This is a genomic window from Vibrio sp. 10N.261.51.A4, assembly GCF_041471945.1.
GTDB lineage: Bacteria > Pseudomonadota > Gammaproteobacteria > Enterobacterales > Vibrionaceae > Vibrio > Vibrio crassostreae_C.
In genome coordinates this window covers 18217-43429 of record NZ_JBFRPJ010000024.1, presented here as the reverse complement: position 1 = coordinate 43429, position 25213 = coordinate 18217, and the positions used below count along the sequence as shown (strand labels likewise).

The window sequence follows — 25213 nt, the reverse complement described above, 5'->3', positions numbered from 1 at the left end:
GTCCTTGCTGCTAGATCATGCGTTGACGGAGTTGGTAAAACACATTGTCGAGTTCATCGGGATTTTGCTTTTGAATGCGATTAAGCTCTCTTTGTACAGAATCGTACATAAGTTGGTTATCCATGTCTTTCAATGCGGCGTAGTAATGAATGCGACGTCCCAAGATAAAGTTATTCTGGTCATTCTCACTCATCATATTGAAACGGTCTATTGTCGCTAAGAACTTCGCTTTATCCTGTGGCAGCTGTCCGTTCAGTTCCATCAACAAATTAATACCGTGATAGTTACCATAGTTGCCCGTCACGCGGTTTAGTTTACTGATCAATTGATATTGTTCTTCAAGCATTTCACGTTCGCTAAGTGGCGTGAACTCTCCATTCTGCACCAGTTCATCCAATTCGGTTCCAGGCTTCACAGCAAGCGACAGAATGCGTATTTCATCTGGGTTGATTTGGTTAAGTAAGGCCGCCGTTTCTTCAACATGCTGCGCCGAATATTCTTTACCACCCAAGCCAAGGATAATGAAGGTCATCATCTTCATACCCGCTTGCTTCGCGTATTCGGTCGATTTCAAAATAGATTTCGGAGTAATGCCTTTTTTCATCAATTTGAGAACATCAATAGAACCCGATTCCATACCGCAATAAAGCATGTTGAGCCCTGCATCACAGATGGCTTTCATCTCTTCAGGCGACTTCTTAGTCATGCTTTGCGCTCGTCCATAAGAGCTGATCTGCTTTAACTCTGGGAAGGCTTGTTTGAGTGTATTCAACACATCCAGCAAGTCTTCGGTATCCATAGTGAATGAATCACCGTCTTGCAGAAAACAGGTCTCAAATTTACGGTTCTTATAGAATGCTTTCGCAGCCCAAATGTCTTTCTTAATCTCTTCAACGGGACGAATTGCAAACTCCATCCCCTCAAACAGCGTACAGAATTTACATTTGTTCCAAGGACAACCTTGGGTGGTGCGAATCAATAAGCTATCCGCTTCTGAAGGTGGGCGAATATGCCCTTGTTGGAACTGATACTGTGTCATTTGAATGCCCAATAATTAACTATTCGCATAGACTACTAGAAGTTCATTCAATGAAAAACACGGTACAATTTGAATTATTATCAAATGAAAACGGATAATTAAAGAAGAAGAATGTTGAAGTATTAAGTAGGTTAAAGGCTAATCAAGGTTGTCCGGTGTACGTAAATTGGTTCCACACTTTGTACATTTATAGTCACCGTTTCCGCCACTTGAAGCTAGCGACGATAAAATCATTCCAAGCAACCCTGGCTTCTTTTCATGTTGTGGCGCTTTTTCGGCTTGGTTACTGAACATAGTGTACTTGTGCAGTGTCAGTTCCTTACAGTTACTACAGAACGCTCTCGTCTTCTCACTTCCATACATAATATCTATCTCCTTAACTCAAAGCACAAACTAAACATATGGCAAATATGCCACACGTAGAGTTAAATCTAAATATTTTCATGAAGTTATGAGTAAGTAAGAGCGTTTTAAAGAAAAGTAAACTCTCGACTGTTAAGTGAAGTGTTGGTGAACAAAGTTATTCAATTCAGTCACGCTTCTGATGATGTAAACCTCTTTCTCTTTAGCGCGCAATTCTAACTGCGCTCTAAAGTCGTCATTCCAAAATTTAGGACACAGTTGTAGTGTCTTATAGCTTTGTATCGTGCCTTTTATCACTGAGCTTCCAGCAGGCCAGCCTTCAGGTTTAACAAATAAACCTTTGAGCATTCTCTTGGTTACAAACCAGTAGCTAGTTGAATAAGGAATGTCGATATAAACCAAGGTATCAGCTGCATCTAAACGTGTGTTGAACGAGCCTAGAGGGCCAAAACCATCGATGATCCAGCTTTCTGACTTAAGTATGCTCTCATGAGCCTCCTCAAATACTTCACGTTCAACAAACTCTCCGTTGGCCTTGTAAACAATAGAGTCCAACTGGTGAAGCTCTATCCCTGTAGCTAGTGCTAACGCCTTGCTGACTGTGGACTTTCCACTCCCAGGCTTACCAAAAACCGCGATCTTTTTCATATGACTTCCTCTATTCAGATAAAACCCATAAGACAGCGACAAAAAACCCACCTTACGGGTGGGTTCGATAAACAAAGCGCATCAACAATCCCACCATTCTTATGGAATGATGATAATTCGTTGGTTAGATGGCGCTAAATTCAGTTTCATAAAACTACTTTTATATATTGTTGCTTAGTTGTCAATGCAGCCAAACGTTGATTGGGAAGCTATATCCTCGTCAAGTCGCACCCATTAATAGTCTTAATGAGTGCTAATTGGTCTTGGTTATTTCGCTTTCTTTTTCGCCACTGTCGCTTCTGATAGCTTGCTTAGTACACCCGATACTTTCTTAACGACCTCGTCACAGCCATTGATCGCGTGACGCTCTACCAAGTAATTAGGATCGTTGTAAGACAACCATACTTTCTTATTTGAATCTTCAGTGACTAACACCTTCTGCGGTAAATCTATCGCGACTTCTTGAGCACATTGCATTAATGGTGTCCCTACTTTCGGGTTACCAAAGATGATGACTTCCGTTGGTCTCAATTCAAGATCGACCTTACTCGCGTTTTTCTGATGGTCAATTCGCGCAAACAACGTCAAACCTTTGCTTATAGCGAGTTCTTCAAAGCGGTCAGCGGTCTCTTTCACTGAGTAATTACTTTGGTATTTAATCAAACCATCAGAAGCCGCAGCTAAAAATGATGCAGAGAGTAAAATGGCGCATAGTGGTAGTAATTTTTTCATCGTCACCTCAGAGATTTAACCTAATCAAACTTACATTCATAGCGCCACTTCTAAAATCAGCGACGTAACCCATGTCAGTATAGACGCGATTCGATTCTCAGTTTGCAGAGAGGATCACTTTTCTAATGCGTCTTATTATCATCAGTTTAGGTTAACTCGACGCTAACCATTGGCTTTGAAGCTTGAATGTTTGGTCATCAAAATCAATAGTGCCTTGCACACCTAGTGGCGTGACTAGCATGGGATGGGTGTGACAACTGTCGAAGCCATACAGGATCGGGACATTTTTACCGTTCAGCACTTCAAGAAGTACATCGAGTGGTGTTCGCCCTGTCCCTTTGTCATCAAACAACTCATGTTTGCCGAGTACAATAGCGCCTACTTTATCGAATACTCCGCAAGCCAATAAGTGCGCGAATGAACGCTCGACCGCTTCAATGCCTTTTAGTGAATCTTCAATAAGCAGAATATCGCCAGACTGAATTTCTGGCATGTATTCGCTGCCCCAAATCCCGGCCATCGTACTCAGGTTGCCGCCAATCACGCGACCGCTTACTTGACCTCTTCCCATGAAGTGCCATTCGTTATTGTAAACTGGCTTTGCAGAGTCTTGAGTTTCCCAATCGTGTTTAATGTCCGTCCAACTCTCAGGCATCGTGTACTGATGTTGGCTTGAATCCGAGCATAAGATGTCAGTAAACGATTGGAAGGTTTCGTCGACTAATGGCGGGAACTCACCAAATGACGCAACAAGTGCAGGGCCATAAAAAGTCACCAATCCAGTTTTGGCGTAGATGCCTAACAGTAATGCTGTGGCATCTGAATAGCCGACGATGATCTTAGGGTCGTCTCTAAGGGCATCATAATCGATGTATGACAACAGTGAGTTACTGTTGTTACCACCAATGGTCGACATAATGCAGCGCACGTCAGGATCTCGAATGAGCTGATTGAGTTCTTCGGCTCGCGCTTGAATGGAACCAGAACGATACCCTTCTGACTCTCCAGTTAACAAACCTTCAACTAGAATGAAGCCCTGCTTTTCCAAATAACGTTTAGCACGAGCAAATCGATTAGGTGCAAAGACCGTTGCGGGCGATGACGGTGAGAAAAATCCGATTTTGTCACCAATATTTAAAGCTTTTGGGTATATCACTCGTTTGTCCTCCATAACAAAATTGGAATAATACGCCTGACTGAAACTCACTAATTCTTAAAGCAAACGAGTTCTTTAAGCGAGTTGATTTCGGGGTTAGAGCTCAAAAAATTAAGGTTGAATCAAATTTTCATCCCCAATCAGTGCCACGACTTAGTCCCACACTTTTCACACTGGTATTCGTAATCACTGTCGACATAAAAACCGGGAACATTATGGTCACCTTTAAACAATAACGTCATCAGGTACTCCATCAACACGCCTAGCTTCCATTGTTTCTTTTCAGATTCAGTGTCCGCTTTAGATTCAGCATCGGAAGCGTTAACAGCAAGGTGCGGGGTAAGTGCGTTACACTGTTCGCAGTGATAAGGATGTTTAATATACTTATTATCAAGCATTTATATAAGCCAACCAATATTTATAAAGTTGATGCATACTAACAACTTATCACTCGGTTCTCGAACTTATTGTTGTCCACTAGATCTTTATTTGAAAGAAATGAGACACAAGGTAAGTGCCATGCATCTTGAATCAGTTGCCATCGAGATTTCCCTCATTGAACAGCTAAAGCTATTGTTACGCTTAGGTACGAAATTAACTTTTACTTTAATAGCCCTTTGTCCGCAGCACCTTCAAGCTGCACTTCTAGCTCTTTCCATAAGGCACGACTGCCTTTAGAAATACGCTCGCCATTGAAGGTCAGGACTTTGTCTTTGGATATGTTGTGCTTCTTCCAGCTATGACCACCACCATGGATGTTATGAAGCAAAGGCGGCACTCTATCGATCGCCTTACCAAATCTGGCTTCCGGTGACTCACCGGCTTCGAACTCAAGCCATAAATCCAAATACTCGCTTCTTGAATGGCTCGGCAATGATTTCAGCAAGCGCTCGACGCAGTTTCTCTCTTTGAGCTTGTTTTCTTCGGTTTCACTGGCATAAATGATGGTATCTCCCGCATCGATTTCCCCAAGGTCATGAATCAGCAACATCTTCATTACTCGGGTAATATCGATTTCTTCATTGGCATAGTCTTTCAACATAAGAGCGCTCAAACAGACGTGCCAACTGTGCTCGGCCGAGTTTTCATATCGGTCCAATCCAACTGGTTTCGTCTGTCGATGAACATCCTTTAATTGTTCAATTTCGACCATGAATTGCAGAATGCCTTTGATTTCTTCCACGATAAGCTTCCTTAACTTAAGTTGATGATTGAGCGGTGCGGAGGGTTAACCTAGCGACAAAGAAGCGTTACTCCCAATGAACCGACATTTTGTAATACGCAACACCCGATGGTTGTGGGCTAAGCTTATCTACCTGTTAGCCATAGGGTGTTCAGGATTTAACTGAAGCAGATCCCACAAGTTACCGTAAAGATCTTCAAACACAGCAACGGTGCCGTAGCCTTGCTCTTTAGGCTCTCGGACAAAGTTAATGCCCAAAGACGTCATACGTTCGTAATCACGCCAGAAGTCATCGGTGTTTAAGAATAGGAATACGCGTCCACCAGCTTGGTTGCCGATGAAATCGAGTTGCTCTGGCTTGGAAGCTCTAGCAAGTAACAGGCTCACACCGGTTGAATTTGGTGGAGCAACAACAACCCAGCGCTTATCTTCTTCTGGCAGATACGTGTCTTCGATGAGATCAAACTTAAGCTTGTTTACATAGAAATCAAGCGCTTCATCGTAGTCTTTTACCACGAGTGCAATGTGGACAATATTCTGTTTCATAACATACCTTGTTGGGGTTTTAGCTGCGTGGAATGATGCCATGAAGCAGGTAAAGACACTAGGTGTCGCATCATAAATCGTAGTATCTCGTCCGTCACAATCTAAAAGGTATACATCATTTATAACTGCCAGAATCCGAGCTCGACGCCACCTTGAATGACAATGGCACACATCCCGTGACGTGGTAACTCCATTGGCGGCACCGCAACTTCGGCGCCTAGTTTCTCGGCTGCAGTTACTGCAGACTGAATATCCTCAACCAACGTGTAATGACGAACAGTTGGTTCTTCAGTTTCACGAAGCGGTGCTCGAATGCCAATTACCCCGCCATTAGATAGCTTTGCAGTGCACGCCCCACCAAGGTTCACATCTGCACCACTGAATTTCACGTTGTAGAGCTGAGCGTATGTTGCACAAACGACATCGACCTCTGGGGTAACCACTTCAAGATATTGAACCTTCATCAAATTTCCTTCTCGTGTTCTTTAAGACTCTCAACCTGCATACAGCTGTGCAGGTGTTTCTCATCAATAATTTATTACTAAGCAATTCGACCGCGCATGATAAATTGCGGGCCTGCTGCGCCACCTAAATACTGTTGATTGATATCTTCGAAGCCGCCTTTCTTATAACAGTTGAATGCTGCCGGATTTTTGCAATTCACAGTTAAGTAAATCGACTCATACGCTGAGTAATTCGCTTTTAAATACGGAAACAAAGCCTTCACCGTGCCTGTTCCTAAACCTTTACCTTGCTGGTTTTTATCAAGCACAAAAGCTCTCAAGCCAATGCTTCCTTCAGGGCAGAATTCGTAGTGCTCTGCGTAAGCGATATCCAGCTTAAAGAAACCCACAACTTCGTTATCAGACTTAATCACGTGCAAGTGCGTCGTTTCACTGCCGTCTAATAAAAACTCTGCAGCTGTACCAGCGAACTTAACCTGTTCATCGGCGAGTTGGATGGCCTGAACTAACGCCACATGTGAATCTTCAAGCCTTTCGATAGTTATCATTGTTGTTCCTTCTGTATAACACGCGTGAAAAACCGACTAAAGCTCATCGCTAGTGTCTCGAGAACCGTAGTTTGGGAAGTTGATATTAAGAACGTTATCGTCCTCAAGAGTGAATAGAACACTTCCATTCTCTACACCGGTTTCGTTTCTATCTGAACAGCCTAGAAACAGCTCCCAATCAAACGAATATTGAAGTCGGTATTGATTCGCATTGATGTGGAGAACGCCTTTGATTTTGATACCGTTCACCACATGTGCCATATCATCGATGTATGACAGATCAGGGATTAACTTTTCTTCGAAATCACTCTTATGCTCGGTTAAGAAATTGAGCAGTTCAGAACATAACTCGGAGCCATGAACCTATGGTTTAGACAGACTAGAAAACAACATTTCTAAATACTCCAAGGATTGTTTTGATATTGGGAAGATGCGCGCGAGTCTGTTACAAATTCAAGCTCAATCGGAAACGGTAACTTCAAATTCCGACACTACATTAGAGTTTTGGATGTGTTGATACCAACTTTTTACGTCTTCAACCAGCAAGTGCATCATGTAATTGTAACAGTGCGCAGGTTCATAAAAGTTTTGCAGAAGGAAGGCACAACCGCCGTGTCGTAGATAGGCGATATCGTGAAATTCAGACATCACTTCAAAGCCGATTGACTGGTAAAAACGCTTGGATAAATCGAAGTCTTTCGAGGGTACGAAAGACTTAATCTCTGAGACTTTGAGGTTTTCCATCCTACATCCTTATAGTGTTGATGTTCTTGTGCTGACACGCTTAACGCTTTAAGTGGTTACGGTGTTTATTCAGAGTCTTGCTGAAATGAGTCGACTTCGGCTTTAGTTAGATAACGCCACTGGCCTGCTTCAACATCCAAACGAACGTCACCAATCTGTTCACGGTGTAGGCCAACAACTCGATTCCCGACCGCAGCAAACATTCGTTTTACTTGATGAAACTTACCTTCTGTAATGGTCAACAGCACTTCTTTACTGGTAATCACTTCGAGCTCTGCCGGACGCGTCGGTTTTTGTTCGCCCTGCAATTGAATGCCCGCTTTAAACTTATCAGCGACATCGTCTTTGATATCTCGTGACAATGTCACGCGATACACCTTCTTACACGACTTGGTTGGCAGAGTGATGTTGAATGACCATCGCCCATCATCGGTAATCAAGACTAAGCCTGTGGTGTCAGCATCTAAGCGCCCTGCAATGTGCAGTTCTGATGCTTTGTCTATCTCGATGTAGTTGAACAATGAAGGATAAACTTCGTCGATGTTAGAGCAGATAGTACCCGCAGGCTTATGCATTAAGAGGTAACGAAATTCACGTAATTTAAGAGGCGTGCCATTTAATAAGATGGAGTTGCTTTCATGAACCTGAGTCGATTCATCGGTGACAGTTTCACTGTTTACGTTCACCTCGCCATTATGGATGCGTTCAGTCGCTTCAGGCTTGGTTAGGTCAGTGCTTTTACATAGATATTTATCAAGGCGCATTAATCGTCGGCACCACATTTTGCGCATGGCTTATAAGTACGTTCGCCTTGAGCAATCACCACATAGTCTCGAACGCAGTTATCACATACTGCCAACTTTGGATAAGCGTCTTTCTGTTTCTTTGCGTTGATGTCGCCTTCGGTGGTGTATACGGTTCTCATCTTGATGCCTTTGCTTGAATAACGTGAGAGGCGCAAATTGTATCACTGTTTACAGCTTTGATTGGAGTGGCGGTTCATAGATAAATTGATTTTAAGTACCGCTATTCCAAGTTCCCGCCCGTAACGGCTTAACCATGAACAACAAAATCAACGTGCCACGCCTATCAGTGGTAAAATGATAAAAGCTCACCAACTTATGAAGCCGATAATGAAAGATTGTAATCAATGCGGAAAATGCTGTATCAAATACGGAGATGGCGACCTTGCCGCGACTCAAGAAGAGATCGATTTGTGGGAGTTGTTCAACCCAGACATCTTTGAATATGTTCGAGGAAGCGAGATCTGGTTCGACCCTGAATCTGGCGAACGTTTAACTCGCTGCCCTTTTCTGGAGCTGGTTCCGACGAAAGACACCAAGGCTCAAGCCAAGTACACATGTAGCATTTACTTAGACCGACCAGAAGATTGCCGACACTACCCAAGCCTAATTAATGAGATGGTACGAGATGAGTGTGAAATGATTGAGGTGGTGGATTTACAAAACACGAAGAAAGCTCAAAGGAAACTCGACCTATTGATGAAAGACAGCCGCCCTTCAAGCTATTCGTAAGCGATGATCTTTTGAAGATCAATCTTCAGTATTAGCTAGTAGCCGCTAAAACCTTAAGCCAAATACTGGTTCGCTTCTAACCAATCAAGCGCAACCAGTGCTGCCAATGAACATACCGCTCTGTCGTTGATATCCACATACTTAAGCTCTTCGATTTCAGCATCTGGAGACAGTTCGCCTGTATAATCAGCAAGATAACAAGTCAATTGCACTGATACGCCTTCCGCTTTACCATCAGCTTGGCCTGTAAACGTCTCGACGTATTTGATGGAATCAGGCACTAAATCGACTGAGATCTCTTCTTTGATTTCGCGAACCAGTGCTTGCTCATCACTTTCGCCAGCTTCACGCTTACCACCCGGTAGATAGAACAGTTCTTTGCCTTTTGATCTCACCATCAACAACTTGCCGTCTTTGATGAATATCCAAGCCAGCTTATCAATTACCTTATGCATGTCGTTAGACCTTATTTCTGTTTTAGTTCTCGTTCTTACTGAATCAAGCCACACCATTAGTCGCGACCAAACAAAGCCTGGGTATGTTACACGCTGGAAGGAATATACTCTATTGAATCGAATAGGAAATATCATCGCCAAAACGAAAAATGACAGCGTTCGAGACAATTCTCGTCAACTGTCATTGGCAATGTTTACTGATTGTTCGTTAGCTGCTCGCGAATATTATCAATCGACCAACCACTTAAGCGCAGAGTCATGGTCTTCGAATGACTTTATCTCACCGGACACAAACCAGCTCCCTACTTTTGAAGCGAATTCTTGCCAGCTTTTATCACCATATATCGCGATTTTGTCTATCTTCGAATTGAGCTCTAATCCAAGTTTAAAATCGTCCCAAGCAGCACGTAACTCCCAACCCGTTAAGGTGGAGATGTCGACCAGCATCTTGAGTTCAGATGAATCGAGTTCTTCTAGCGTGGTATTTAGAATTGGCATCATTGCTTGATAGTCATCGTGTGTAAGCTTGCCTTTCGCTTTAAACACAACGATGGTTTCACCGCTAACACGTTCAATTCCAACCGATATTCCATGACGTTCGATACTCATAACCTAGCCCTCATAGTGGAAACTAGAGTGTCGCCTACCATGGTGATCTCTTGTGGTGAAACACCGAGCTTAGAAATAATGGCAGGATAGAACCCCGACTCGAACTTAGAAAAGCCAATGCTCGCCTTACAAAAGTAACCCAAGATATATTGAGACAGGCCAACACGCTCAAAGGCTCGAATGATGTCGTCTTTACTGGAATCACCAGCATTGGTAGCAACATAAACTAGATGAGTTTTCGACAACTCCCCCAGTAATGCACGAGCACCACTCACTTCTTGTACGGTTTCCCAGTCACACATCTTCCCTTGTGCGTCTGGGAAATCGACCATCAGCGTATTGCCCCAGTCGAATAAGACTATTTCTGTTAATTCGATTAGCTTTGTCATCTTGCCTCCTGCATACGATGAATTATCTAATGTTTAAGCGAGCCTATAAAAACTTCTCGGACGGTTAGGCTCATTATGGACAACCTTGTTACTGTTTATGGAGCACGATCTTCTAAACACAAAATACCCTTTATTGATAAACCACTTTGAAACGCTCCAACATAAGTAACATGTCTTCACTTGGTGAGATCTTGAGCTCTTCACATTCACGAGAGAAGAAGTTCCAGTGAGCTTCTTTCCACCATTCGAGTGTTTTGTCACCCTCGCCTTCGGCAGCAGCAAACTCCGCCGTCACTTCGTTATATTTGCACTGTGAGACTGAAGTGATCTCTACAATGCAAACTGGCTTGCCATCCCAGTCAGTGACGACTTGCAAGTGACCAACTACTGGTCTCGTCTCGCCTTCATGGCTGTACCAATATTCAAGGCTGCAAGACGCTTGTTTTTCACCCTTGAGAATTAACTGGGCGCAGAGGTTGGCGTTGTATTCATCAGCACAGTAATAGTCGGCACTAAAAGAGGTGTATTGCGAAGCAACGTCTGCTGGTAATGTGTTGAGGTAGCTATCAAGATAAGCTTTGCTTCTTTCTTCCATGATCTTTCCAAATTCAATATCAGGTTGAGCCGATAAACACTTATAGATTAAGCATCTGGGTGCAGTGGGAGTAACCTATCAAGTCAGGTTATAGCTGTAAACCGAGTGAATATCAAAATGCGGGCTGAGAAAGAAGAATATAGGTAGGATTTCGAGGCCAGTACAAGGAGATCCAAAAAGTGAAAGAAGAGCCAAAAGCACCTTTAGTCGGTGCTTTTGGCTCTTAGTATCTCGTTACTAATAGCTCGTAACTGACGGGGTATTAACGGTTCAAGAAGTCGACCGCTTTGTCTGGGAAGTCGGTAAACACACCATCAACTTTGACTTGGTTGTAGAAGACATCCAACATGCCATCAAAGTTATCAGCATAAGCTGGGATTCTTCCTGGGTCAGCACGGAACGTGTACGGGTGAACATCTAAGCCCGCGTCTTTTGCTGACTTCATTAACGGTTTAATAATGATGTTATCTTTGGTCGATGCATCGTCCACCAACATTGGCTTCCAAGGGCCTATTCCTTCCGCATAAGACGCCACTTTTTCCATGCCACCAGCTTCAAACATCCAGTCGTAACTGTACGGTGTTGCTTTGTCACCTTGGTAGGTCATGGTTTCATTCCAATCTGTATAGGCCATCAACTGAACGAGCTTAAGGTCCATTTCCATCGCTGGCATGAGCTCATCATTAATGCGTTGAAGTTCATTGGCGTCGAAACACTGCAAATACACTTTGTCGTCTTTCGATAGGTAACCATATTGATGCAAGGTCGCAAGTACCGCTTTGGAGATGTCTTTGCCTTCGTGACGATGGAACCAAGGTGCTTTAATTTCAGGATAGATGCCCACGTCATAACCTAAGGTCTTATTTAGGCCTTGGATCAGCTCGATTTCTTCTGCAAAGGTAGCGACACGGAAATCAGACTGCCACATTGGGAAGCGCGTTGGGTACCCTGCCACTCTGTTGCCTTGTTCATCTAACTTAAAGCCTTCGGTCACCTTTAATGATTTGATCTCAGCGAGCGTAAAATCAATCGCGTAGTAACGGCCATCTGAACGAGCACGTGTTGGAAAGCGATCCGCGACATCGGTGACGCGGTCTAGATAATGATCATGCAAAACCACCAATTGGTCGTCTTTGGTCATCACGACATCTTGTTCGATGTAGTCGGGTTTCATTGCATAAGCGAGCGCTTTAGCGGGTAATGTGTGTTCAGGTAAATAACCAGAAGCACCGCGATGCGCAATCACTAAAGGGTCGGCGAACGCATTTGCAGATAAGCTTAGTGCTAATAAGGTCAGAGACAGTGACGTTGTTTTCATTATTGTTTCCCTTGATAAAACAGAAGCAGGATATACCTGCCTCTGTTGTTATTTATAGATGTGATTCAGTAAATACACTACTGAGCTAGCGCTTCTCTCTCTCGTTCGAGATCTTTTTGTTTATGGTGCGCACGCTCACCTAAGAAGGCGTAAAGCAGACAGATGATTGAAGCCACACAAGCGCCGACCAAAATAATGAAGCCGCCATCCCAGCCGTAATGGTCAACCATAAAGCCGAGTATTGCGTTCGCAGCAACCGCGCCACCTAAGTAACCAAACAAACCCGTTAGACCAGCCGCTGTACCCGCTGCTTTCTTAGGCGCAAGTTCCAGTGCATACAAACCGATCAGCATTACAGGACCATAGATAAGGAAACCAATCGCAACCAGTGCCAGCATATCAACCGTTGGGTTACCTGCTGGATTCAGCCAATATACCAACACAGCGACTGTCACTAGAACCATGAACAAGATACCTGCAGGTGCACGTCGGCCTTTGAATAACTTATCTGAAATCCAACCACACAATAAGGTGCCAGGGATACCTGCCCACTCATACAAGAAGTAAGCCCAAGATGATTTATCTACAGAGAAGTCTTTTGCTTCTTTTAAGTAAACCGGAGCCCAGTCGAGTACGCCATAACGGATAAGGTAAACAAACGCGTTAGCAATCGCGATTGACCACAACAGTTTGTTAGAGAAAACGTACTTAAAGAAGATCTCTTTCGCCGTCATTTCTTTCTCATGAGACGTATCGTAGTCGTCTGGGTAATCGTCTTTATGTTCTTCAATCGGTGGTAAGCCGCAAGATTGAGGTGTATCTCTTACAGTAAACCAAACAAAGACAGCAACGAGAGTGGCAAAAAATGCAGGAACATAAAAAGCGGTTCGCCAATCGTCGTTAAAAGCCCACAGCCCCAACAAGAACATTGGGCCAATCAAACCGCCACCCACGTTGTGAGCAACGTTCCATACTGACACTATCTCACCACGTTCTTTTCGTGACCACCAGTGGACCATGGTTCGTCCACAAGCTGGCCAACCCATACCTTGGAACCAACCATTCAAGAACAGCAGGATAAACATCGCAGTGATGCTGCCTGTTGCCCAAGGCATAAAGCCAAAGCAGAACATCACCAGTGCCGACATTAACAAGCCACCGCTGAGGAAGTAACGAGGGTTAGAACGGTCAGAAACACTGCCCATTAAGAACTTAGATAAGCCGTAAGCGATAGATACCGCCGCTAATGCAACCCCTAGTTCTCCACGGCTAAAACCTTGTTCAATGAGATAAGGCATCGCCAAACTAAAGTTTTTACGGACTAAGTAGTACCCCGCATAGCCAACGAAGATGCCAAGAAACAGCTGCCATCGTAGTCGTGTGTAGGTGCTATCGATCTTATCTGATGACAAGCGATCGATATGCGCCATAGGTTTGAATATTCCAAACATAGGAACCTCATAATTATTGGGCGAAGGAAGAATTTAAACGCTCGAACGAAAAAATTTAGCGCTCATTCGAAATCAAGGGAATTGTATGTGCTTCAGGATTAATTTCTGTGATAGAGGTAGTTATTAACAAAAAATAACTTTAAATACAGCATATTAGTTTCATTTAATTAGACTGCGCTTCATATTTTTGTTTGTATCTGTTTAATTAAACATCAGAACTTTCGAGTACGAATAAATCCAAAAAGAGCGAGCGAACATAAATCAACCAACAACAACTTTGTTATTACTGCGAATGCATAGTGAATAACAACAATTTTGGTTGAATCTGTGGAGTTATGAAGGTGGTTTGGGCTATTGGTTAAAGAAGTTCGCTAAAATCAATGCAAACAAAAAGGGTCTAGATTTCTCTAGACCCTTTTAGGTAATAACGCTTGGTGGCTTGATGTTGGCTAATTAAGCAAACATTAGCTAATTACTCGAATTATTAGCTAGCCACACGACGTGATTATGCGTCGATGTAAAAAGCTTCTACAGTGCCTTTTAGAGTAATAAGCATTGGCTGACCAAAACGATCTAGCGCTTTTGGAGAAGGGATCTTAACCCAACCTTCGCTGATGCAGTATTCTTCAACATCAGTACGCTCTTTACCATTTAGACGAATGCCGATTGGGTATTCGAAACACTCAGCAACGTGGTGTGGGCTGCGTGGGTTGCCTGCAAGATGATCTGGTAAAGCTGGTCTTGAATTAGTATCGCTCATGTTCATTACCTGTATGTACGTAAATAAAAAAAGTGCGTCATTCTAGTCAATATAGGCTTTGTGCTCAACAACTGCTGCAATAAATCGTCTTGATCGTTTTAATCAACAGCTAGTTGTTTGATTTAAAGGCGATATCGGCATGAGTTTCAACGGAAATTTAACAGGTTTATGCATTATGGATGAAAGGGAGAAATTCATTACTCGAACGGCAGATAAACTAATATCAGGCTTTTATTCCGAGCTTATCGATTAAGCTCAATACTCATCACTTTATGGTTCGGTTCTGATTCGATATTTACGATTGACCAACCTAGCCCTTGGTAGAGACCCATGATATTGGTGTACGCGTAGAGTTGAGTTTGCACTGCAGAAGAAACCTGTCTGACACCACGATTAATCAGTTCACTGGCAATGCCTTGACCGCGCCATTGAGGGTCGACAAACACAGCGTTGATCCACACTACATCACGAACTTGGTGAGGTTCTTGAAAATAGGAATACGCCAAGCCACCAATGACCACATTATCGCGAAGTACTGTTATTACTGGAGGGAGTTGTACGTTTTCTTTATATGTATCTTTAAACTTGAAATCAGACCATTCACTTTGAAATAAGCCCTCTAACTCATGCCAATAAGGTGAGTTTTCATCGCAATTTCTAAAGATTACTTTCTGCATTTTTCCGTCCTTTTAAAGAGAGTAATTCGGCTATCCTAGCCTTGTTTAATCTAAGTGTAGGTAAAGCTACTCTTCTTCGTCGTAATCGTCTGCTGGGTCTTGATTAATTTCTTCGCCGCATCCTATGCATTCACCTTGCAGATCCGTAGGCATCACAATAATCAAACCACAATGAGGGCAAAGATCGCCTTGTTGAAACATCCTGTATTCCTTCTACTTAATGGCTATTGCTTAGGATATTTTTGCTTACTCGCTTCTAGCCAGTCGTGAATCACTTGGCGAGCGGATTCCGACGGAGGTGCATTTCGTTTTCCGCAGATTTGGTCTATTTCAAAAGGAAATGCTTTGCTCGGGACGCGGCGTAAACCTATGGTTAAACGCTGAGGCTTGAGCATGCGGAACACCACATAACGATCGCTCATGATTCGGTTGTGATACACGCCAATACAGTGCTTCTGCTCGATGCCTTCGTGTTCAAGGTCGTAATAATCCGTGAGCGGATGAATGTTGTCATTGCCAAGTAAAGGAACGGGATAAGGGATGTCTTTATCCATTGGGCAGTTACCCTCCAAACGACGTAATTGGCGTTGCTCCGTCCAGCGGTCATGGAGTTGTTCAAACATCGCAAAAGAGTTCTGACTGGTAATCGCGCGCAGTGGATCATCCATCTCCAAATCTTGCCCTAGCAATATCGCATCTTGGAACATCGCCATCTTCGACGGTGCGTTAAGTCTGCCCTCTTCCACCATTGCAATCCCTAATCGGCTGCCAGTTAGAAATGGATGAACTTGGTCCAAACGCAGGGCTGTGTATCCAACTTTTGAGTAATGCTTAAACTTAAGGACTCGTCTTTGCAGCGGTTCGAGAATACGAACAATGTGGTCGAGTTCATCACCAACATTGTAATGAAGCTCTAGCTTGTCGATGAATTTGAGTGTCGCCTTGCTGCCGTCTAAGCCCAACTTGGTAAGGATCTTCTTCTGCCCTAAGCGACTTAGTGCCAGTGCTTTCTTGTTGTCGACACTGTATTTCATGCAGATCAAAGCCAAAATAACAGGCCTTAATTCAAGCAATTGCGCGGCTTCATAAGTATTCGCAGCAAGCCACAACATCTGGTATTGGTATTCTGGAAAGTCGTCGGTGATTTCACGATAACGCGCAGGTAATGAATTTAGCCAACGACCATTCACGTCAAACTGTTCAACAAGGTTGAGGCTCAGCCCAATGCCTCCATCAAGCGGTCGTCTACCATCTTCAAACACATGAAAGCCGACGAGCTTTTGAGACCAGTCTCGGATCTCAATATCGTAGTCGAAACCTAATGTTCGAGTGGGAATGGTTAGTAGTGCTGTCATTGATGCCTCTTCGTTATTGGCGCATTGAACTATCAAGCCTATCTAACAGCATAAGCTAGCGCTTCAACCACTATATCAACCTTTTGTAAATTTCTTATCAATCAAAGCGATATAAATACGATAGTGCTTAGAAGAACATTGAATGATGATTTTACGGAATATGAGATCTCTTCGATATCATTTGCGTCAACAGAAACTATGCTTGTTACATAACTCACAACAAGAGGCTTTAATTATGGATTACCGACATATTCTGGTCGCACTTGAACTGTCTGACGACACCAAGATTCTCATTGATAGAGCGACCTTCTTCGCTGATAAACTGGAGGCTGGCATTTCATTTGTTTATATCGATGGTACGCATGGAGAAATTTATCCAGAGCTCGTTGATATTCAGGGAAATGACGGTGATTTACCCATCAATGAAGATGCCGTTAAGCATTTGAAAGAGTTTGAAGCCTACGCCAAACACCCAATCAAGCACATTTTCGTGGGAACGGGTTATTTGAACGATAAGCTCAAAAATGCCATCGAAGCAAACGGCGTTGACCTATTGCTGTGCGGCCATCACCATGATTTTTGGCATAAGCTCATCTCCCATTCTAAACTGATCATCGATACTTCCCCTATCGATATTCTCGTTGTTCCTATGGAATAGAAGCTCCAGTTCGACACTCAAAAATAACCGGCTTTGCCAACCTCTATCGGTATTATTGGTTGGCTTGATATCCTCTTCAACACACTCATCCTGATCGAAATCTTCTATTTCCCACTTAGAGTAGAAATTTGTGATCTTGTCAGCTTATCAACTCGTAAGCGTCTAATAATTAACAAATCACGTCATTTCGATTTGAATCAACGTACTGAAATGTACGACCCAGACCATGCCTTCATCAATCAATGGACAGGCGGTAACGCAGTCTCAACAAACCTCACAAACCAGGACGCATTATGAAATTTAAAACGGTACGACTTGTATTAGGAGACCAGCTAAACATAGAGCACTCATGGTTTCGACAGGTTAACGATGACGTTATTTACATCATTGCTGAGCTCAAACAAGAAACGGATTATGTAGCGTCTCATATTCAAAAAGTGGCCGCTTTTTTCTGTGCGATGGGTTACTTCGCTGACGGATTAAAAGAACAAGGCCATCAAGTACTGCACCTAACTCTTGACGACACAACGCAATTTGAAAACCTAGATACACTTCTAAAGCACTATGTACACGAATTCGGCGCAGAGAAATTCGAATATCAAAGGCCAGATGAATATCGCCTTTTAGAGCAGATGAACAAGCTCAAGCTCACCAATGCGACCAAAGGTTGTTGTGATACAGAACACTTCCTCTTTCCATTCGAAGAGATCGAACAACAGTTTCCAAAAGACAAACACATCATGATGGAACACTTCTATCGCCGAATGAGAAAACGTTTCGACATTTTGCTAGAAGACGGAAAGCCCGTTGGCGGAAAATGGAATTACGACGCGAACAATCGAAATAAGCTCAAGAAACAAGACATCGAAAACCTACCTCAGCCGCTGATGTTTACCAATGATATAACCGACATTTTGCAACGTATCGAACGTCACCAAGTACAAACCATTGGTCAAGTCGGTAACCAGTTACTATGGCCGGTGAACCGCGCACAAAGCTTGTCTCTACTCGCTCATTTCTGCCAAGTCTGCTTGCCGTTATTTGGGCAGTTTCAAGATGCGATGACGACAGAGCACGACTCTAAATGGAGCTTGTATCATAGCCGTATATCGTTCTCGCTGAACAGTAAACTGCTGAGCCCTAAAGAAGTGATTGATGCAGCACTGTCGGCCTACCAAGCATCCTGTCTTCGAGACAGCTCACCAGATAAGCCAAGCATCGATATTGCACAGGTCGAAGGATTTGTACGCCAAATACTGGGGTGGCGAGAGTACATACGCGCCGTCTATTGGGCAAACATGCCTGCTTACGCCAACAAAAACCATTACTCAGCACATAATAACCTGCCCCATTACTTTTGGGACGGACAAACCAAGATGAACTGCATGAAGCATGCGATTGACCAGTCTCTTGAGTTTGCTTACGCGCACCACATCCAAAGGTTAATGATCACTGGCAACTTCTGTTTAATCACGGGTATAGACCCAGACCAAGTCGATAGTTGGTACCTCGGTATTTACGTCGACGCGATTGAGTGGGTTGAAATGCCAAATACGCGAGGTATGGCACTGTTTGCGGATGGCGGGATCGTCGGAACCAAACCATACTCTGCCAGCGGTTCCTATATCAACCGCATGAGCGACTACTGCAAAGGTTGTCACTACAAGATAAAAGAACGCAGCGGCGAACAATCTTGCCCTTTCAATAGCTTGTATTGGCGCTTTATGAACCAGCACCGCGATGCGTTAAACCGCAACCCACGCATGGGCATGTTATATCGCTCTTGGGACAACATGGACGAGCAATCACAACAAGCGATTCTCGATACCGCTGAAAAACGAATCACAAACTTGGAGGACTTATAATGGTGGAGCAACTCAGATTACACATATTGGTGGTCGGTGGGAGCGGCGGCATTGGTTTCGCTGTGGTTAAACACCTATTATCTGAGCTCTCTCGGTTTGATTTTCTTGATGTGCATGTAGACGCGACTTACCACTCTCAACAGCCGGAACTAGAAAACAATCGCTTGAGCTGGCACAAAGTCGACGCCACCGAAGAAGCTGATATCAAGCGTTTGAGTTCTGAGTTTGAACAACTTGATTGGTTGATCAACTGCGTGGGTATGCTCCACACTCCAGATCTTGGACCGGAAAAAAACTTGTCGTCTATCGACCCTGACTTCTTTCTGAAAAACATCTCTGTGAATACCCTGCCGAGCTTATTATTGGCAAAGCACTTCACGCCGATACTTAAAGCGAGTGACAATCCAAAGTTTGCTGTAGTTTCCGCAAAGGTAGGTAGCATTTCAGACAACAGATTAGGTGGTTGGTATAGCTATCGGTCATCGAAAGCGGCACTCAATATGTTTATCAAAACCATGTCGATTGAATGGCAACGCACCATAAAGAAAGGCACAGTATTAGCGCTACACCCAGGCACAACAGACACGGCTTTATCGAAGCCTTTTCAGACCAATGTCCCGGAAGGTAAGTTGTTTGAGTCGAGCTATGTCGCCCATCAATTGGTGGACATCATTCGCACTGCCACACCGGATAACAGTGGGCACTTCTACGCTTACGATGGTGAACAGTTAAATTGGTAGTTGATACGAGTGTCCGTCTTTCATTAGTGCTAAAAAAGAAAACCCAACAGAGTTGAAGCTCCATTGGGTTTTTATTTAGAAAGAACGCCTCTGTTTTAAAAGGCGTTTGGTTGATATCTAGCTAAAGATCAAAACTGATCATCACGATTATTCAGCCCAATTGAACTTAGTATCGTCAACACCTTCTTTCTCTTCTTTAGATCGCTCGCGTCGATGTTGTTCTTCAATTCGCGCAGCGTCTATCTCTTGCATGATGGCTTCGATATCAGCCAAGTCGTCGGTTTCCGTAAACTCACCCGTCAGTTTGCTGTCTGGCTTCAAGTCGCCTTTCTCGTACAGCGCCCACATTTCCTTGGCATACTCGGTTTTTGCCAGTTCAGGAGCAAACTGAGCGTAATAGTCACGGATGTTATTGATGTCACGAGCCAGCATCCACTCAGCGTTGTTGTTAGCCGAAGCGTCAACCGCTTGTGGTAGGTCGATAATTACTGGACCGTACTCATCCACCAATACGTTGAACTCAGACAAGTCACCATGGATCAAACCAACACACAGCATTTTAACTACGTAAGTCATCATCACGGCGTGGTCTTCGATCGCTTGTTCTGGCGGCATTACAACATCGTTCAATCTTGGAGCCACATAACCGTCATCATCAGTGACTAGCTCCATAAGCAGCACGCCATCAAAACAGCCATAAGGCACAGGCACACGTACGCCCGCTTCTGCCAGTTTATATAAGGCATCCACTTCAGCACTTTGCCAAACCTTTTCTTGTTGTTCACGACCAAAGCCAGAGCCTTTTTCCATCGCTCGAGCGCGGCGGCTATTTCGGACTTTTCGGCCTTCACGATACGCGGTCGCTTTTTTGAAGCTGCGTTGGCTTATTTCCTTATATACCTTGGCACAACGGATCGTATCGCCGCAGCGCACAATGTACACCGATGCTTCTTTGCCACTCATGAGTTGGCTTGTCACCTCGTCGACTAAACCGTCGTCAACTAAAGGCTGTATTCTTTTAGGTATCTTCATGCCGCCTTTATACATCACTTATCTTACAGATAGAAATATTAACTTGAGAAATGAATGACGAAACGATTAAAGGATCATCAAAATTACGACAAAGGAAGGAAATATTGGAGTTAACGGGTTTAGATCATGAGGATTGACCTGATCTATTCAGATTATGGGACTAAGACTTATTACGACGACAACGTTCAGAACAGTAGATCACGTCATCCCAACAGCGCTGCCATTTTTTACGCCATGCGAAAGGCTTTTGGCAAACAGGACATATCTTAGTCGGTAAATGGGGTTTCTTGTGCATGGCCGTTCCCTTCTTGAAGCATCCACTTCCTGCGTTTACTAGAGATTCCCTATTACGCTCGTACCTCGCTTTAGGGAATGACGAAGGTAATGCGAACAAATCTAGATTCCCTATTACGTTCGTACCTCGCTTTAGAGAATGACGAAGGCAATACGAACAAAGCCTAGTTCTCTATGACGTTCGTTCCTGACTTTAAGGAGTGACTGCGTAGTGATTTGTGACTACTCCCGACTCCGTCATCCTCGAGAAGGAGGAACGACTGAGTCGGGGATCTGCTTCATCTAGCTCTGCTTCTATTTCTGCGCAGATAAATTTAGCAAGAACCAAAGTAACAACCTAAGCGACAACCTTGTACTGCTTCTCCATCTCACTCACACCTAAGCCAGAGTGTTTTGTCACTTTAAGCTGAACGGGCACTCGCTCTTTCAGTGCTTCAACGTGGCTAATGACACCGATCATCTTGCCTGATGCATTCAAGTTATCTAACGCGTTAAGGGCAATGTCCAATGTGTCACTATCCAACGTGCCGAAACCTTCATCTAAGAACAGAGAATCAATACTGGTTTTGTAGCTCACAAGATCAGAAAGCGCTAATGCCAACGCCAAGCTCACCAAGAAGCTTTCGCCACCTGATAACGTCTTGGTGTCACGCATAACATCGCCCTGCCAAGTGTCGAGCACTTGCAGTTCTAAACCATCATCGGCTTTACGTTTTAGCTCGTAACGACCATGCAAACGCTGTAGCTGCTTGTTCGCCAAGTACACCAAGTTTTCCAGTGTTAGACCTTGAGCAAACTTACGGAACTTGTCGCCGTTCTTAGAGCCGATAAGTGAGTTCAGACGTGAAATATCATCAAAGTCGACCTGTTGCTCGTCGATTTGCTTGAACAGATCTTGTTGATTACTACGGTTCTGGTTATCCGTTTCAAGATTGGCAGAAATTGCGCCGATCTTTGTCGCATGGCTTTGCTGTGCGTTTTGACACTCAGTAGTCGCTTCTTCAACTTGCTGCTGGTTTTGCTCTTGCCATGCTTTCGCATTTTCATGGCTTTGTAGCTCCACTTGCGCCGCTTTAGCGGTGTTCAACCTAGCTTGCGCACTGACAATCGCTTCGTCTAAAGACTTCTTCAGGCTTTGAAGTTGAGCTCTAACCTCTTCGTCTAACAACGCTGCTTCAAAATTAGCCTCACCTTCGAATGGGCTCGTTTTCAGCGCTTCTAGCCAAGCATTTGTCGCCTGTGTGTGGCTTGACTGCTTGCTGACCAACTCGTCCGAGAAACCAGTGTGTTTGGTTTGCTCGGTTCGATGTTCAAGTTCACTACGGTTAAGCACCAACTGCGTGGCATCAAATGCATTTACCGCGTCAGTGACTTTTTGCTTCATCGCATTGCTGGTGGCTTGAATATCTTTGTCACCAAACAACTCTGTTCGTTCAGCCGTTACACGAGTGAGTTCTGACACTAAAGACTCACTCTGTTGCGTCAGTGTCGCGAGCTCTTTCTCAACACTGCTTAGCTTGTCGTCTAACGTTTTCAATTCGGCATTTTGAGTAATCAGTTGCTTCTCAATATCGGCCTGTTGCTGTTTGGTTTGCTGCCATGTGCTTGATGCTTGCGATTTCGCAGTAAACCAATCATCGATATGCTCAAGTTCAGGTGCTTCGATAGAAGTTTGAACAATGCTCTCTTTCAAAGCGTTCCATTGCTGGCCTTTCGCTTGAGCTATTTGAGTCACTTGCTCGTTTGCGACTTGGTTTTGCTTATTCAAATCAGCTAAGCGTTGCTCGGCCAACTCGAGATTAGACTGCGCCTTGTCAGCCATAACACTTACAGACAGGCGTTGTTTCTCAGCTTCAGCGTAATGCGCTTTAGCATCACCCAACGCTTTGAGTTGCTGCGCGCTCTGACTTAGTTGAAGTTCACACTGCTGAGCAAAGGTCGCGACTGTAGCTTCATTGCCTAAATCGTTAATCGTTAGCAGTGCCAGTTCAGGAGCCGTGCCAACGAAATCCGATAAGCTCTGTTGAAGCTTGCCGACAACGCCTTGCCAATTCAGCTGAGCTTGTTGAATATCCGCTTGCGCACGTTGAATGTCATCGTTAAGCGCCACAATCACAAGGGTAAGAGAATCTAACTGCTGACGATGCTCTTGGCCTTCTTTCTGAATCGCTGCTAATTCTTGTTCCTCAAGCTCTTTCTGGGCATTCAAATCCTTCGAACTTTGTGATTGTTCGATCGCATGGTCTGTTGAACCACACAATGGACAATCCATACCTGGCTTCAATGACGCTCGGTATTTCGCAAGGTCACCTTCTTGATCAATTAAGCGAACTAAACGTTCAAGTGAGGTCTTTTTTTCTTGGTATCGCAGAAGCAACACTTCACGCTCTTTCGAAAGCTTGTCGACCAACTGGGTGTTGGTTTGATGTGCCTGTGTTTTTGCGTGCAGCTGTTGTTGGGCATTTAGGAAACAACGATTGATCTCGAGTAATGAGTGCGTATTGCGATTCCAAAACTCCAACAGATCTTTTTGCGAATTCAACACTTGCTCGCTAGTGTTGCCTTGCAAGGCTTCCCACTGTTGCTTTGCACTACTTTCTAGCACAACCAATTCAGCTAAAGTTTTATCTTGCGTTGCTTTAGCGTCTTGAGCAGATTTGATAATCGTTTGCTGTGCATCAACCGCAGACAAGGCTTGCTTCGCTGAATTCAACTGCTCTGAATGCTGGCGCTCTAGAGTACGAACTTGCTCGACCTTTGCTTGCCACTGACCTAGGTATTTTTCCAAATGCTGGTCAGCTTGATGCGTATTTAAGTACTCAGTACTGCGTTGATCTTGTTGCTTTAGTGCATCTATTTTTTGAACCAAAACGACCTGTTGATTAAGCTGCTGCGTATGTTGCTCGTTTAGCGTGTTCGCTGCATTAACGGTCGCAGTTTGCTTATCTTTGAGTACGGCAATTTGGTTGTCTAGCGGACGCACGAGATCGATGATCTTATCTTGATCTTGTTGCTCACTTTTTACCTGTTCGACAATCGCACTGCTTTGAGTCAGTTTAGTTTGCGCGTCTTGCATTTCTGCATCACGAACGGCAAGTAACTTGGTGCTGTTATCTAGGTGAGCTTGAGTAGTGTTCACCTCTTGTTCGCAACGCTTTAAATCTTTGTGTACTGGACGCAGCTTTTCAGCCGGCTCACTGTTTGCCAAGCGCTCTAGTGACGGTTGGTTACGGTCTAGTTCATCTTGAGCGGTTTTCAGATCGAGCTCACTGGTCGCAATAGTTTGCTCAGCTTTGGTCACGTCTTTCCACCAGCTAAGATGCACTTGCCACTCTTTTAATTGCTCGGCTAAACGCTTCTGCTCTACTTCTAGCGTTTCACGCTCTGCGGTCAGCTCTTTGATTTGCTCTTCAGACAGTAAGCTCACACCTTCAGCTTTCGCTTTAAGTTGATTAAGCGACTCTTCACTCGACTTAAAATGATCGTAGATGCGCTCTGAGATCAGGCTATACACTTCGGTACCCGTTAGCTCTTCTAGTAGCTCTGCACGATCGTTGGCATTGGCATTTAAGAACGCCGCAAACTCACCCTGAGACAGCATGATCGATTTAGTAAAGCGTGAGAAATCGAGGCCCGTGACCTGCTCCACCAACTTGATCTTCTTAGTGAGCATGGTCTCTAACACTTTATCTGTGTCGGCATCTGCAAATTCACAGGTCGGCGTTTGCAGTGCGCCATCATGTTTGCCACGTGCGCGCTTTTGGTGGAAGTTAGAGCGGTACGTTTTACCCTGCACTTCAAATTCAAGCTCAGCAAAGCACTCGCCCGTACCACGAGTCATTAATTCATTATTACCTTTAGCAATGCTTTTCAAACGCGGTGTGCGATGGAAAAGTGCCAAGCAAATCGCATCAAGAATGGTGGTTTTACCCGCCCCAGTTGGACCAGTAATTGCGAACAGACCGTTTTCTGCAAACGGCGATTGGGTAAAATCGAGCTTCCAGCGCCCTTTCAAAGAGTTCAGGTTTTCAAATTCTAGGCTTAAAATCTTCATACG

General features: G+C 44.1%; 29 protein-coding genes and 2 pseudogenes. 4 read left to right on the top strand and 27 right to left on the bottom strand.

The window, feature by feature from the left end:
• Positions 1 to 10: 10 nt before the first annotated feature.
• The 14 genes and pseudogenes from AB4384_RS06355 to AB4384_RS06290 form a co-directional block, all read right to left on the bottom strand.
• Positions 11 to 1039, bottom strand: a complete 1029-nt coding sequence (locus AB4384_RS06355) for a radical SAM protein (protein WP_017061808.1) — start codon at positions 1037 to 1039, stop codon at positions 11 to 13.
• Positions 1040 to 1177: 138 nt separating this feature from the next.
• The gene (locus AB4384_RS06350) at positions 1178 to 1402 is read right to left on the bottom strand and encodes a hypothetical protein (protein ID WP_017061807.1); all 225 of its coding nucleotides are present in this window, start codon (positions 1400 to 1402) and stop codon (positions 1178 to 1180) included.
• 132 nt (positions 1403 to 1534) lie between these two features.
• The gene (locus AB4384_RS06345; RefSeq protein WP_136978486.1) at positions 1535 to 2050 is read right to left on the bottom strand and encodes an adenylate kinase; all 516 of its coding nucleotides are present in this window, start codon (positions 2048 to 2050) and stop codon (positions 1535 to 1537) included.
• A 267-nt stretch (positions 2051 to 2317) separates the two neighbouring features.
• Positions 2318 to 2782 (bottom strand): DUF302 domain-containing protein, encoded by a 465-nt coding sequence (locus tag AB4384_RS06340; RefSeq protein WP_017061805.1) that lies wholly within the window; start codon positions 2780 to 2782, stop codon positions 2318 to 2320.
• Between the two features lie 151 nt (positions 2783 to 2933).
• Entirely contained in the window at positions 2934 to 3938 is a 1005-nt protein-coding gene (locus AB4384_RS06335) for a S66 peptidase family protein (protein ID WP_017061804.1), read from the bottom strand.
• A 140-nt stretch (positions 3939 to 4078) separates the two neighbouring features.
• Positions 4079 to 4336, bottom strand: coding sequence for a hypothetical protein (locus AB4384_RS06330; RefSeq protein WP_102393703.1), 258 nt, complete (start codon positions 4334 to 4336; stop codon positions 4079 to 4081).
• Positions 4337 to 4539: 203 nt separating this feature from the next.
• The gene (locus AB4384_RS06325) at positions 4540 to 5121 is read right to left on the bottom strand and encodes an HD domain-containing protein (RefSeq protein ID WP_102321002.1); all 582 of its coding nucleotides are present in this window, start codon (positions 5119 to 5121) and stop codon (positions 4540 to 4542) included.
• Positions 5122 to 5250: 129 nt separating this feature from the next.
• On the bottom strand, positions 5251 to 5667 hold the full coding sequence (locus AB4384_RS06320) for a VOC family protein (protein ID WP_017061801.1): 417 nt from the start codon (positions 5665 to 5667) through the stop codon (positions 5251 to 5253).
• A gap of 119 nt (positions 5668 to 5786) precedes the next feature.
• Entirely contained in the window at positions 5787 to 6131 is a 345-nt protein-coding gene (locus AB4384_RS06315) for a VOC family protein (protein ID WP_372129102.1), read from the bottom strand.
• Between the two features lie 77 nt (positions 6132 to 6208).
• Positions 6209 to 6679, bottom strand: a complete 471-nt coding sequence (locus AB4384_RS06310) for a GNAT family N-acetyltransferase (protein WP_017070703.1) — start codon at positions 6677 to 6679, stop codon at positions 6209 to 6211.
• Positions 6680 to 6715: 36 nt separating this feature from the next.
• Positions 6716 to 7015 carry a hypothetical protein gene (locus AB4384_RS06305; RefSeq protein ID WP_240698158.1) on the bottom strand — a complete coding sequence of 100 codons (300 nt, stop codon included), beginning with the start codon at positions 7013 to 7015 and terminating at the stop codon, positions 6716 to 6718.
• Between the two features lie 126 nt (positions 7016 to 7141).
• Positions 7142 to 7423, bottom strand: a pseudogene (locus AB4384_RS06300) (glyoxalase); the annotation flags it as partial.
• 65 nt (positions 7424 to 7488) lie between these two features.
• Positions 7489 to 8214 (bottom strand): pseudouridine synthase, encoded by a 726-nt coding sequence (locus AB4384_RS06295; RefSeq protein ID WP_372129099.1) that lies wholly within the window; start codon positions 8212 to 8214, stop codon positions 7489 to 7491.
• Positions 8187 to 8348 carry a hypothetical protein gene (locus AB4384_RS06290; RefSeq protein ID WP_372129098.1) on the bottom strand — a complete coding sequence of 54 codons (162 nt, stop codon included), beginning with the start codon at positions 8346 to 8348 and terminating at the stop codon, positions 8187 to 8189. Before AB4384_RS06290 ends, AB4384_RS06295 begins: the two co-directional genes overlap by 28 nt.
• Positions 8349 to 8556: 208 nt before the next feature.
• Between AB4384_RS06290 and AB4384_RS06285 the strand changes: the two genes are divergently transcribed.
• Positions 8557 to 8958, top strand: a complete 402-nt coding sequence (locus AB4384_RS06285) for a YkgJ family cysteine cluster protein (RefSeq protein ID WP_102428720.1) — start codon at positions 8557 to 8559, stop codon at positions 8956 to 8958.
• Between the two features lie 53 nt (positions 8959 to 9011).
• Here AB4384_RS06285 and AB4384_RS06280 read toward each other — a convergent pair whose 3' ends face one another.
• From AB4384_RS06280 to AB4384_RS06235, 10 genes and pseudogenes are all read right to left on the bottom strand, one after another.
• Positions 9012 to 9413, bottom strand: a complete 402-nt coding sequence (locus AB4384_RS06280) for an NUDIX domain-containing protein (protein ID WP_017070706.1) — start codon at positions 9411 to 9413, stop codon at positions 9012 to 9014.
• Positions 9414 to 9641: 228 nt separating this feature from the next.
• Positions 9642 to 10022, bottom strand: a complete 381-nt coding sequence (locus AB4384_RS06275; protein ID WP_017099881.1) for an STAS/SEC14 domain-containing protein — start codon at positions 10020 to 10022, stop codon at positions 9642 to 9644.
• Between the two features lie 23 nt (positions 10023 to 10045).
• Positions 10046 to 10411 (bottom strand): annotated as a pseudogene (locus AB4384_RS06270) (HAD family hydrolase); the annotation flags it as partial.
• A gap of 130 nt (positions 10412 to 10541) precedes the next feature.
• The gene (locus tag AB4384_RS06265) at positions 10542 to 11006 is read right to left on the bottom strand and encodes an ASCH domain-containing protein (protein ID WP_017059207.1); all 465 of its coding nucleotides are present in this window, start codon (positions 11004 to 11006) and stop codon (positions 10542 to 10544) included.
• A 262-nt stretch (positions 11007 to 11268) separates the two neighbouring features.
• Positions 11269 to 12324: a glycerophosphodiester phosphodiesterase gene (gene glpQ, locus AB4384_RS06260; RefSeq protein WP_372129097.1), complete on the bottom strand. Its 1056-nt coding sequence runs from the start codon at positions 12322 to 12324 to the stop codon at positions 11269 to 11271.
• 77 nt (positions 12325 to 12401) lie between these two features.
• Entirely contained in the window at positions 12402 to 13775 is a 1374-nt protein-coding gene (gene glpT, locus AB4384_RS06255; protein ID WP_029235174.1) for a glycerol-3-phosphate transporter, read from the bottom strand.
• Positions 13776 to 14280: 505 nt separating this feature from the next.
• Positions 14281 to 14535, bottom strand: a complete 255-nt coding sequence (locus tag AB4384_RS06250; protein ID WP_017059204.1) for a DUF3297 family protein — start codon at positions 14533 to 14535, stop codon at positions 14281 to 14283.
• A 242-nt stretch (positions 14536 to 14777) separates the two neighbouring features.
• The gene (locus AB4384_RS06245) at positions 14778 to 15212 is read right to left on the bottom strand and encodes a GNAT family N-acetyltransferase (protein ID WP_017059203.1); all 435 of its coding nucleotides are present in this window, start codon (positions 15210 to 15212) and stop codon (positions 14778 to 14780) included.
• Between the two features lie 66 nt (positions 15213 to 15278).
• Entirely contained in the window at positions 15279 to 15413 is a 135-nt protein-coding gene (locus AB4384_RS06240) for a hypothetical protein (protein WP_372129096.1), read from the bottom strand.
• 23 nt (positions 15414 to 15436) lie between these two features.
• Positions 15437 to 16567: a PcfJ domain-containing protein gene (locus AB4384_RS06235; RefSeq protein WP_017059201.1), complete on the bottom strand. Its 1131-nt coding sequence runs from the start codon at positions 16565 to 16567 to the stop codon at positions 15437 to 15439.
• A gap of 235 nt (positions 16568 to 16802) precedes the next feature.
• On the opposite strand from AB4384_RS06235, the gene AB4384_RS06230 reads away from it, so the two are divergent.
• The 3 genes from AB4384_RS06230 (at position 16803) to AB4384_RS06220 (ending at position 19830) form a co-directional block, all read left to right on the top strand.
• Entirely contained in the window at positions 16803 to 17225 is a 423-nt protein-coding gene (locus AB4384_RS06230) for a universal stress protein (protein WP_372129095.1), read from the top strand.
• Between the two features lie 293 nt (positions 17226 to 17518).
• Complete coding sequence (locus AB4384_RS06225) at positions 17519 to 19090, top strand: cryptochrome/photolyase family protein (RefSeq protein WP_372129093.1); 1572 nt, start codon at positions 17519 to 17521, stop codon at positions 19088 to 19090.
• Positions 19090 to 19830, top strand: a complete 741-nt coding sequence (locus tag AB4384_RS06220) for an SDR family oxidoreductase (RefSeq protein ID WP_372129091.1) — start codon at positions 19090 to 19092, stop codon at positions 19828 to 19830. Before AB4384_RS06225 ends, AB4384_RS06220 begins: the two co-directional genes overlap by 1 nt.
• A gap of 147 nt (positions 19831 to 19977) precedes the next feature.
• Here the strand turns inward: AB4384_RS06220 and AB4384_RS06215 are convergent, their stop codons facing one another.
• The 3 genes from AB4384_RS06215 to AB4384_RS06205 form a co-directional block, all read right to left on the bottom strand.
• Positions 19978 to 20862 carry a PA4780 family RIO1-like protein kinase gene (locus AB4384_RS06215; protein WP_372129089.1) on the bottom strand — a complete coding sequence of 295 codons (885 nt, stop codon included), beginning with the start codon at positions 20860 to 20862 and terminating at the stop codon, positions 19978 to 19980.
• A gap of 160 nt (positions 20863 to 21022) precedes the next feature.
• The gene (locus tag AB4384_RS06210) at positions 21023 to 21157 is read right to left on the bottom strand and encodes a DUF2256 domain-containing protein (protein ID WP_081324519.1); all 135 of its coding nucleotides are present in this window, start codon (positions 21155 to 21157) and stop codon (positions 21023 to 21025) included.
• A 336-nt stretch (positions 21158 to 21493) separates the two neighbouring features.
• Positions 21494 to 25210, bottom strand: coding sequence for an AAA family ATPase (locus AB4384_RS06205; protein ID WP_372129086.1), 3717 nt, complete (start codon positions 25208 to 25210; stop codon positions 21494 to 21496).
• Positions 25211 to 25213 lie beyond the last annotated feature (3 nt).

Excerpts from the sequence above, each read along its gene's own strand:
- AB4384_RS06355 (WP_017061808.1), bottom strand. The coding sequence starts at position 1,039 with ATGACACAGTATCAGTTCCAACAAGGGCATATTCGCCCACCTTCAGAA.
- AB4384_RS06350 (WP_017061807.1), bottom strand. The coding sequence starts at position 1,402 with ATGTATGGAAGTGAGAAGACGAGAGCGTTCTGTAGTAACTGTAAGGAA.
- AB4384_RS06345 (WP_136978486.1), bottom strand. The coding sequence starts at position 2,050 with ATGAAAAAGATCGCGGTTTTTGGTAAGCCTGGGAGTGGAAAGTCCACA.
- AB4384_RS06340 (WP_017061805.1), bottom strand. The coding sequence starts at position 2,782 with ATGAAAAAATTACTACCACTATGCGCCATTTTACTCTCTGCATCATTT.
- AB4384_RS06330 (WP_102393703.1), bottom strand. The coding sequence starts at position 4,336 with ATGCTTGATAATAAGTATATTAAACATCCTTATCACTGCGAACAGTGT.
- AB4384_RS06320 (WP_017061801.1), bottom strand. The coding sequence starts at position 5,667 with ATGAAACAGAATATTGTCCACATTGCACTCGTGGTAAAAGACTACGAT.
- AB4384_RS06315 (WP_372129102.1), bottom strand. The coding sequence starts at position 6,131 with ATGAAGGTTCAATATCTTGAAGTGGTTACCCCAGAGGTCGATGTCGTT.
- AB4384_RS06310 (WP_017070703.1), bottom strand. The coding sequence starts at position 6,679 with ATGATAACTATCGAAAGGCTTGAAGATTCACATGTGGCGTTAGTTCAG.
- AB4384_RS06295 (WP_372129099.1), bottom strand. The coding sequence starts at position 8,214 with ATGCGCAAAATGTGGTGCCGACGATTAATGCGCCTTGATAAATATCTA.
- AB4384_RS06290 (WP_372129098.1), bottom strand. The coding sequence starts at position 8,348 with ATGAGAACCGTATACACCACCGAAGGCGACATCAACGCAAAGAAACAG.
- AB4384_RS06285 (WP_102428720.1), top strand. The coding sequence starts at position 8,557 with ATGAAAGATTGTAATCAATGCGGAAAATGCTGTATCAAATACGGAGAT.
- AB4384_RS06280 (WP_017070706.1), bottom strand. The coding sequence starts at position 9,413 with ATGCATAAGGTAATTGATAAGCTGGCTTGGATATTCATCAAAGACGGC.
- AB4384_RS06275 (WP_017099881.1), bottom strand. The coding sequence starts at position 10,022 with ATGAGTATCGAACGTCATGGAATATCGGTTGGAATTGAACGTGTTAGC.
- AB4384_RS06265 (WP_017059207.1), bottom strand. The coding sequence starts at position 11,006 with ATGGAAGAAAGAAGCAAAGCTTATCTTGATAGCTACCTCAACACATTA.
- glpQ (WP_372129097.1), bottom strand. The coding sequence starts at position 12,324 with ATGAAAACAACGTCACTGTCTCTGACCTTATTAGCACTAAGCTTATCT.
- glpT (WP_029235174.1), bottom strand. The coding sequence starts at position 13,775 with ATGTTTGGAATATTCAAACCTATGGCGCATATCGATCGCTTGTCATCA.
- AB4384_RS06250 (WP_017059204.1), bottom strand. The coding sequence starts at position 14,535 with ATGAGCGATACTAATTCAAGACCAGCTTTACCAGATCATCTTGCAGGC.
- AB4384_RS06245 (WP_017059203.1), bottom strand. The coding sequence starts at position 15,212 with ATGCAGAAAGTAATCTTTAGAAATTGCGATGAAAACTCACCTTATTGG.
- AB4384_RS06240 (WP_372129096.1), bottom strand. The coding sequence starts at position 15,413 with ATGTTTCAACAAGGCGATCTTTGCCCTCATTGTGGTTTGATTATTGTG.
- AB4384_RS06235 (WP_017059201.1), bottom strand. The coding sequence starts at position 16,567 with ATGACAGCACTACTAACCATTCCCACTCGAACATTAGGTTTCGACTAC.
- AB4384_RS06230 (WP_372129095.1), top strand. The coding sequence starts at position 16,803 with ATGGATTACCGACATATTCTGGTCGCACTTGAACTGTCTGACGACACC.
- AB4384_RS06225 (WP_372129093.1), top strand. The coding sequence starts at position 17,519 with ATGAAATTTAAAACGGTACGACTTGTATTAGGAGACCAGCTAAACATA.
- AB4384_RS06220 (WP_372129091.1), top strand. The coding sequence starts at position 19,090 with ATGGTGGAGCAACTCAGATTACACATATTGGTGGTCGGTGGGAGCGGC.
- AB4384_RS06215 (WP_372129089.1), bottom strand. The coding sequence starts at position 20,862 with ATGAAGATACCTAAAAGAATACAGCCTTTAGTTGACGACGGTTTAGTC.
- AB4384_RS06210 (WP_081324519.1), bottom strand. The coding sequence starts at position 21,157 with ATGCACAAGAAACCCCATTTACCGACTAAGATATGTCCTGTTTGCCAA.
- AB4384_RS06205 (WP_372129086.1), bottom strand. The coding sequence starts at position 25,210 with ATGAAGATTTTAAGCCTAGAATTTGAAAACCTGAACTCTTTGAAAGGG.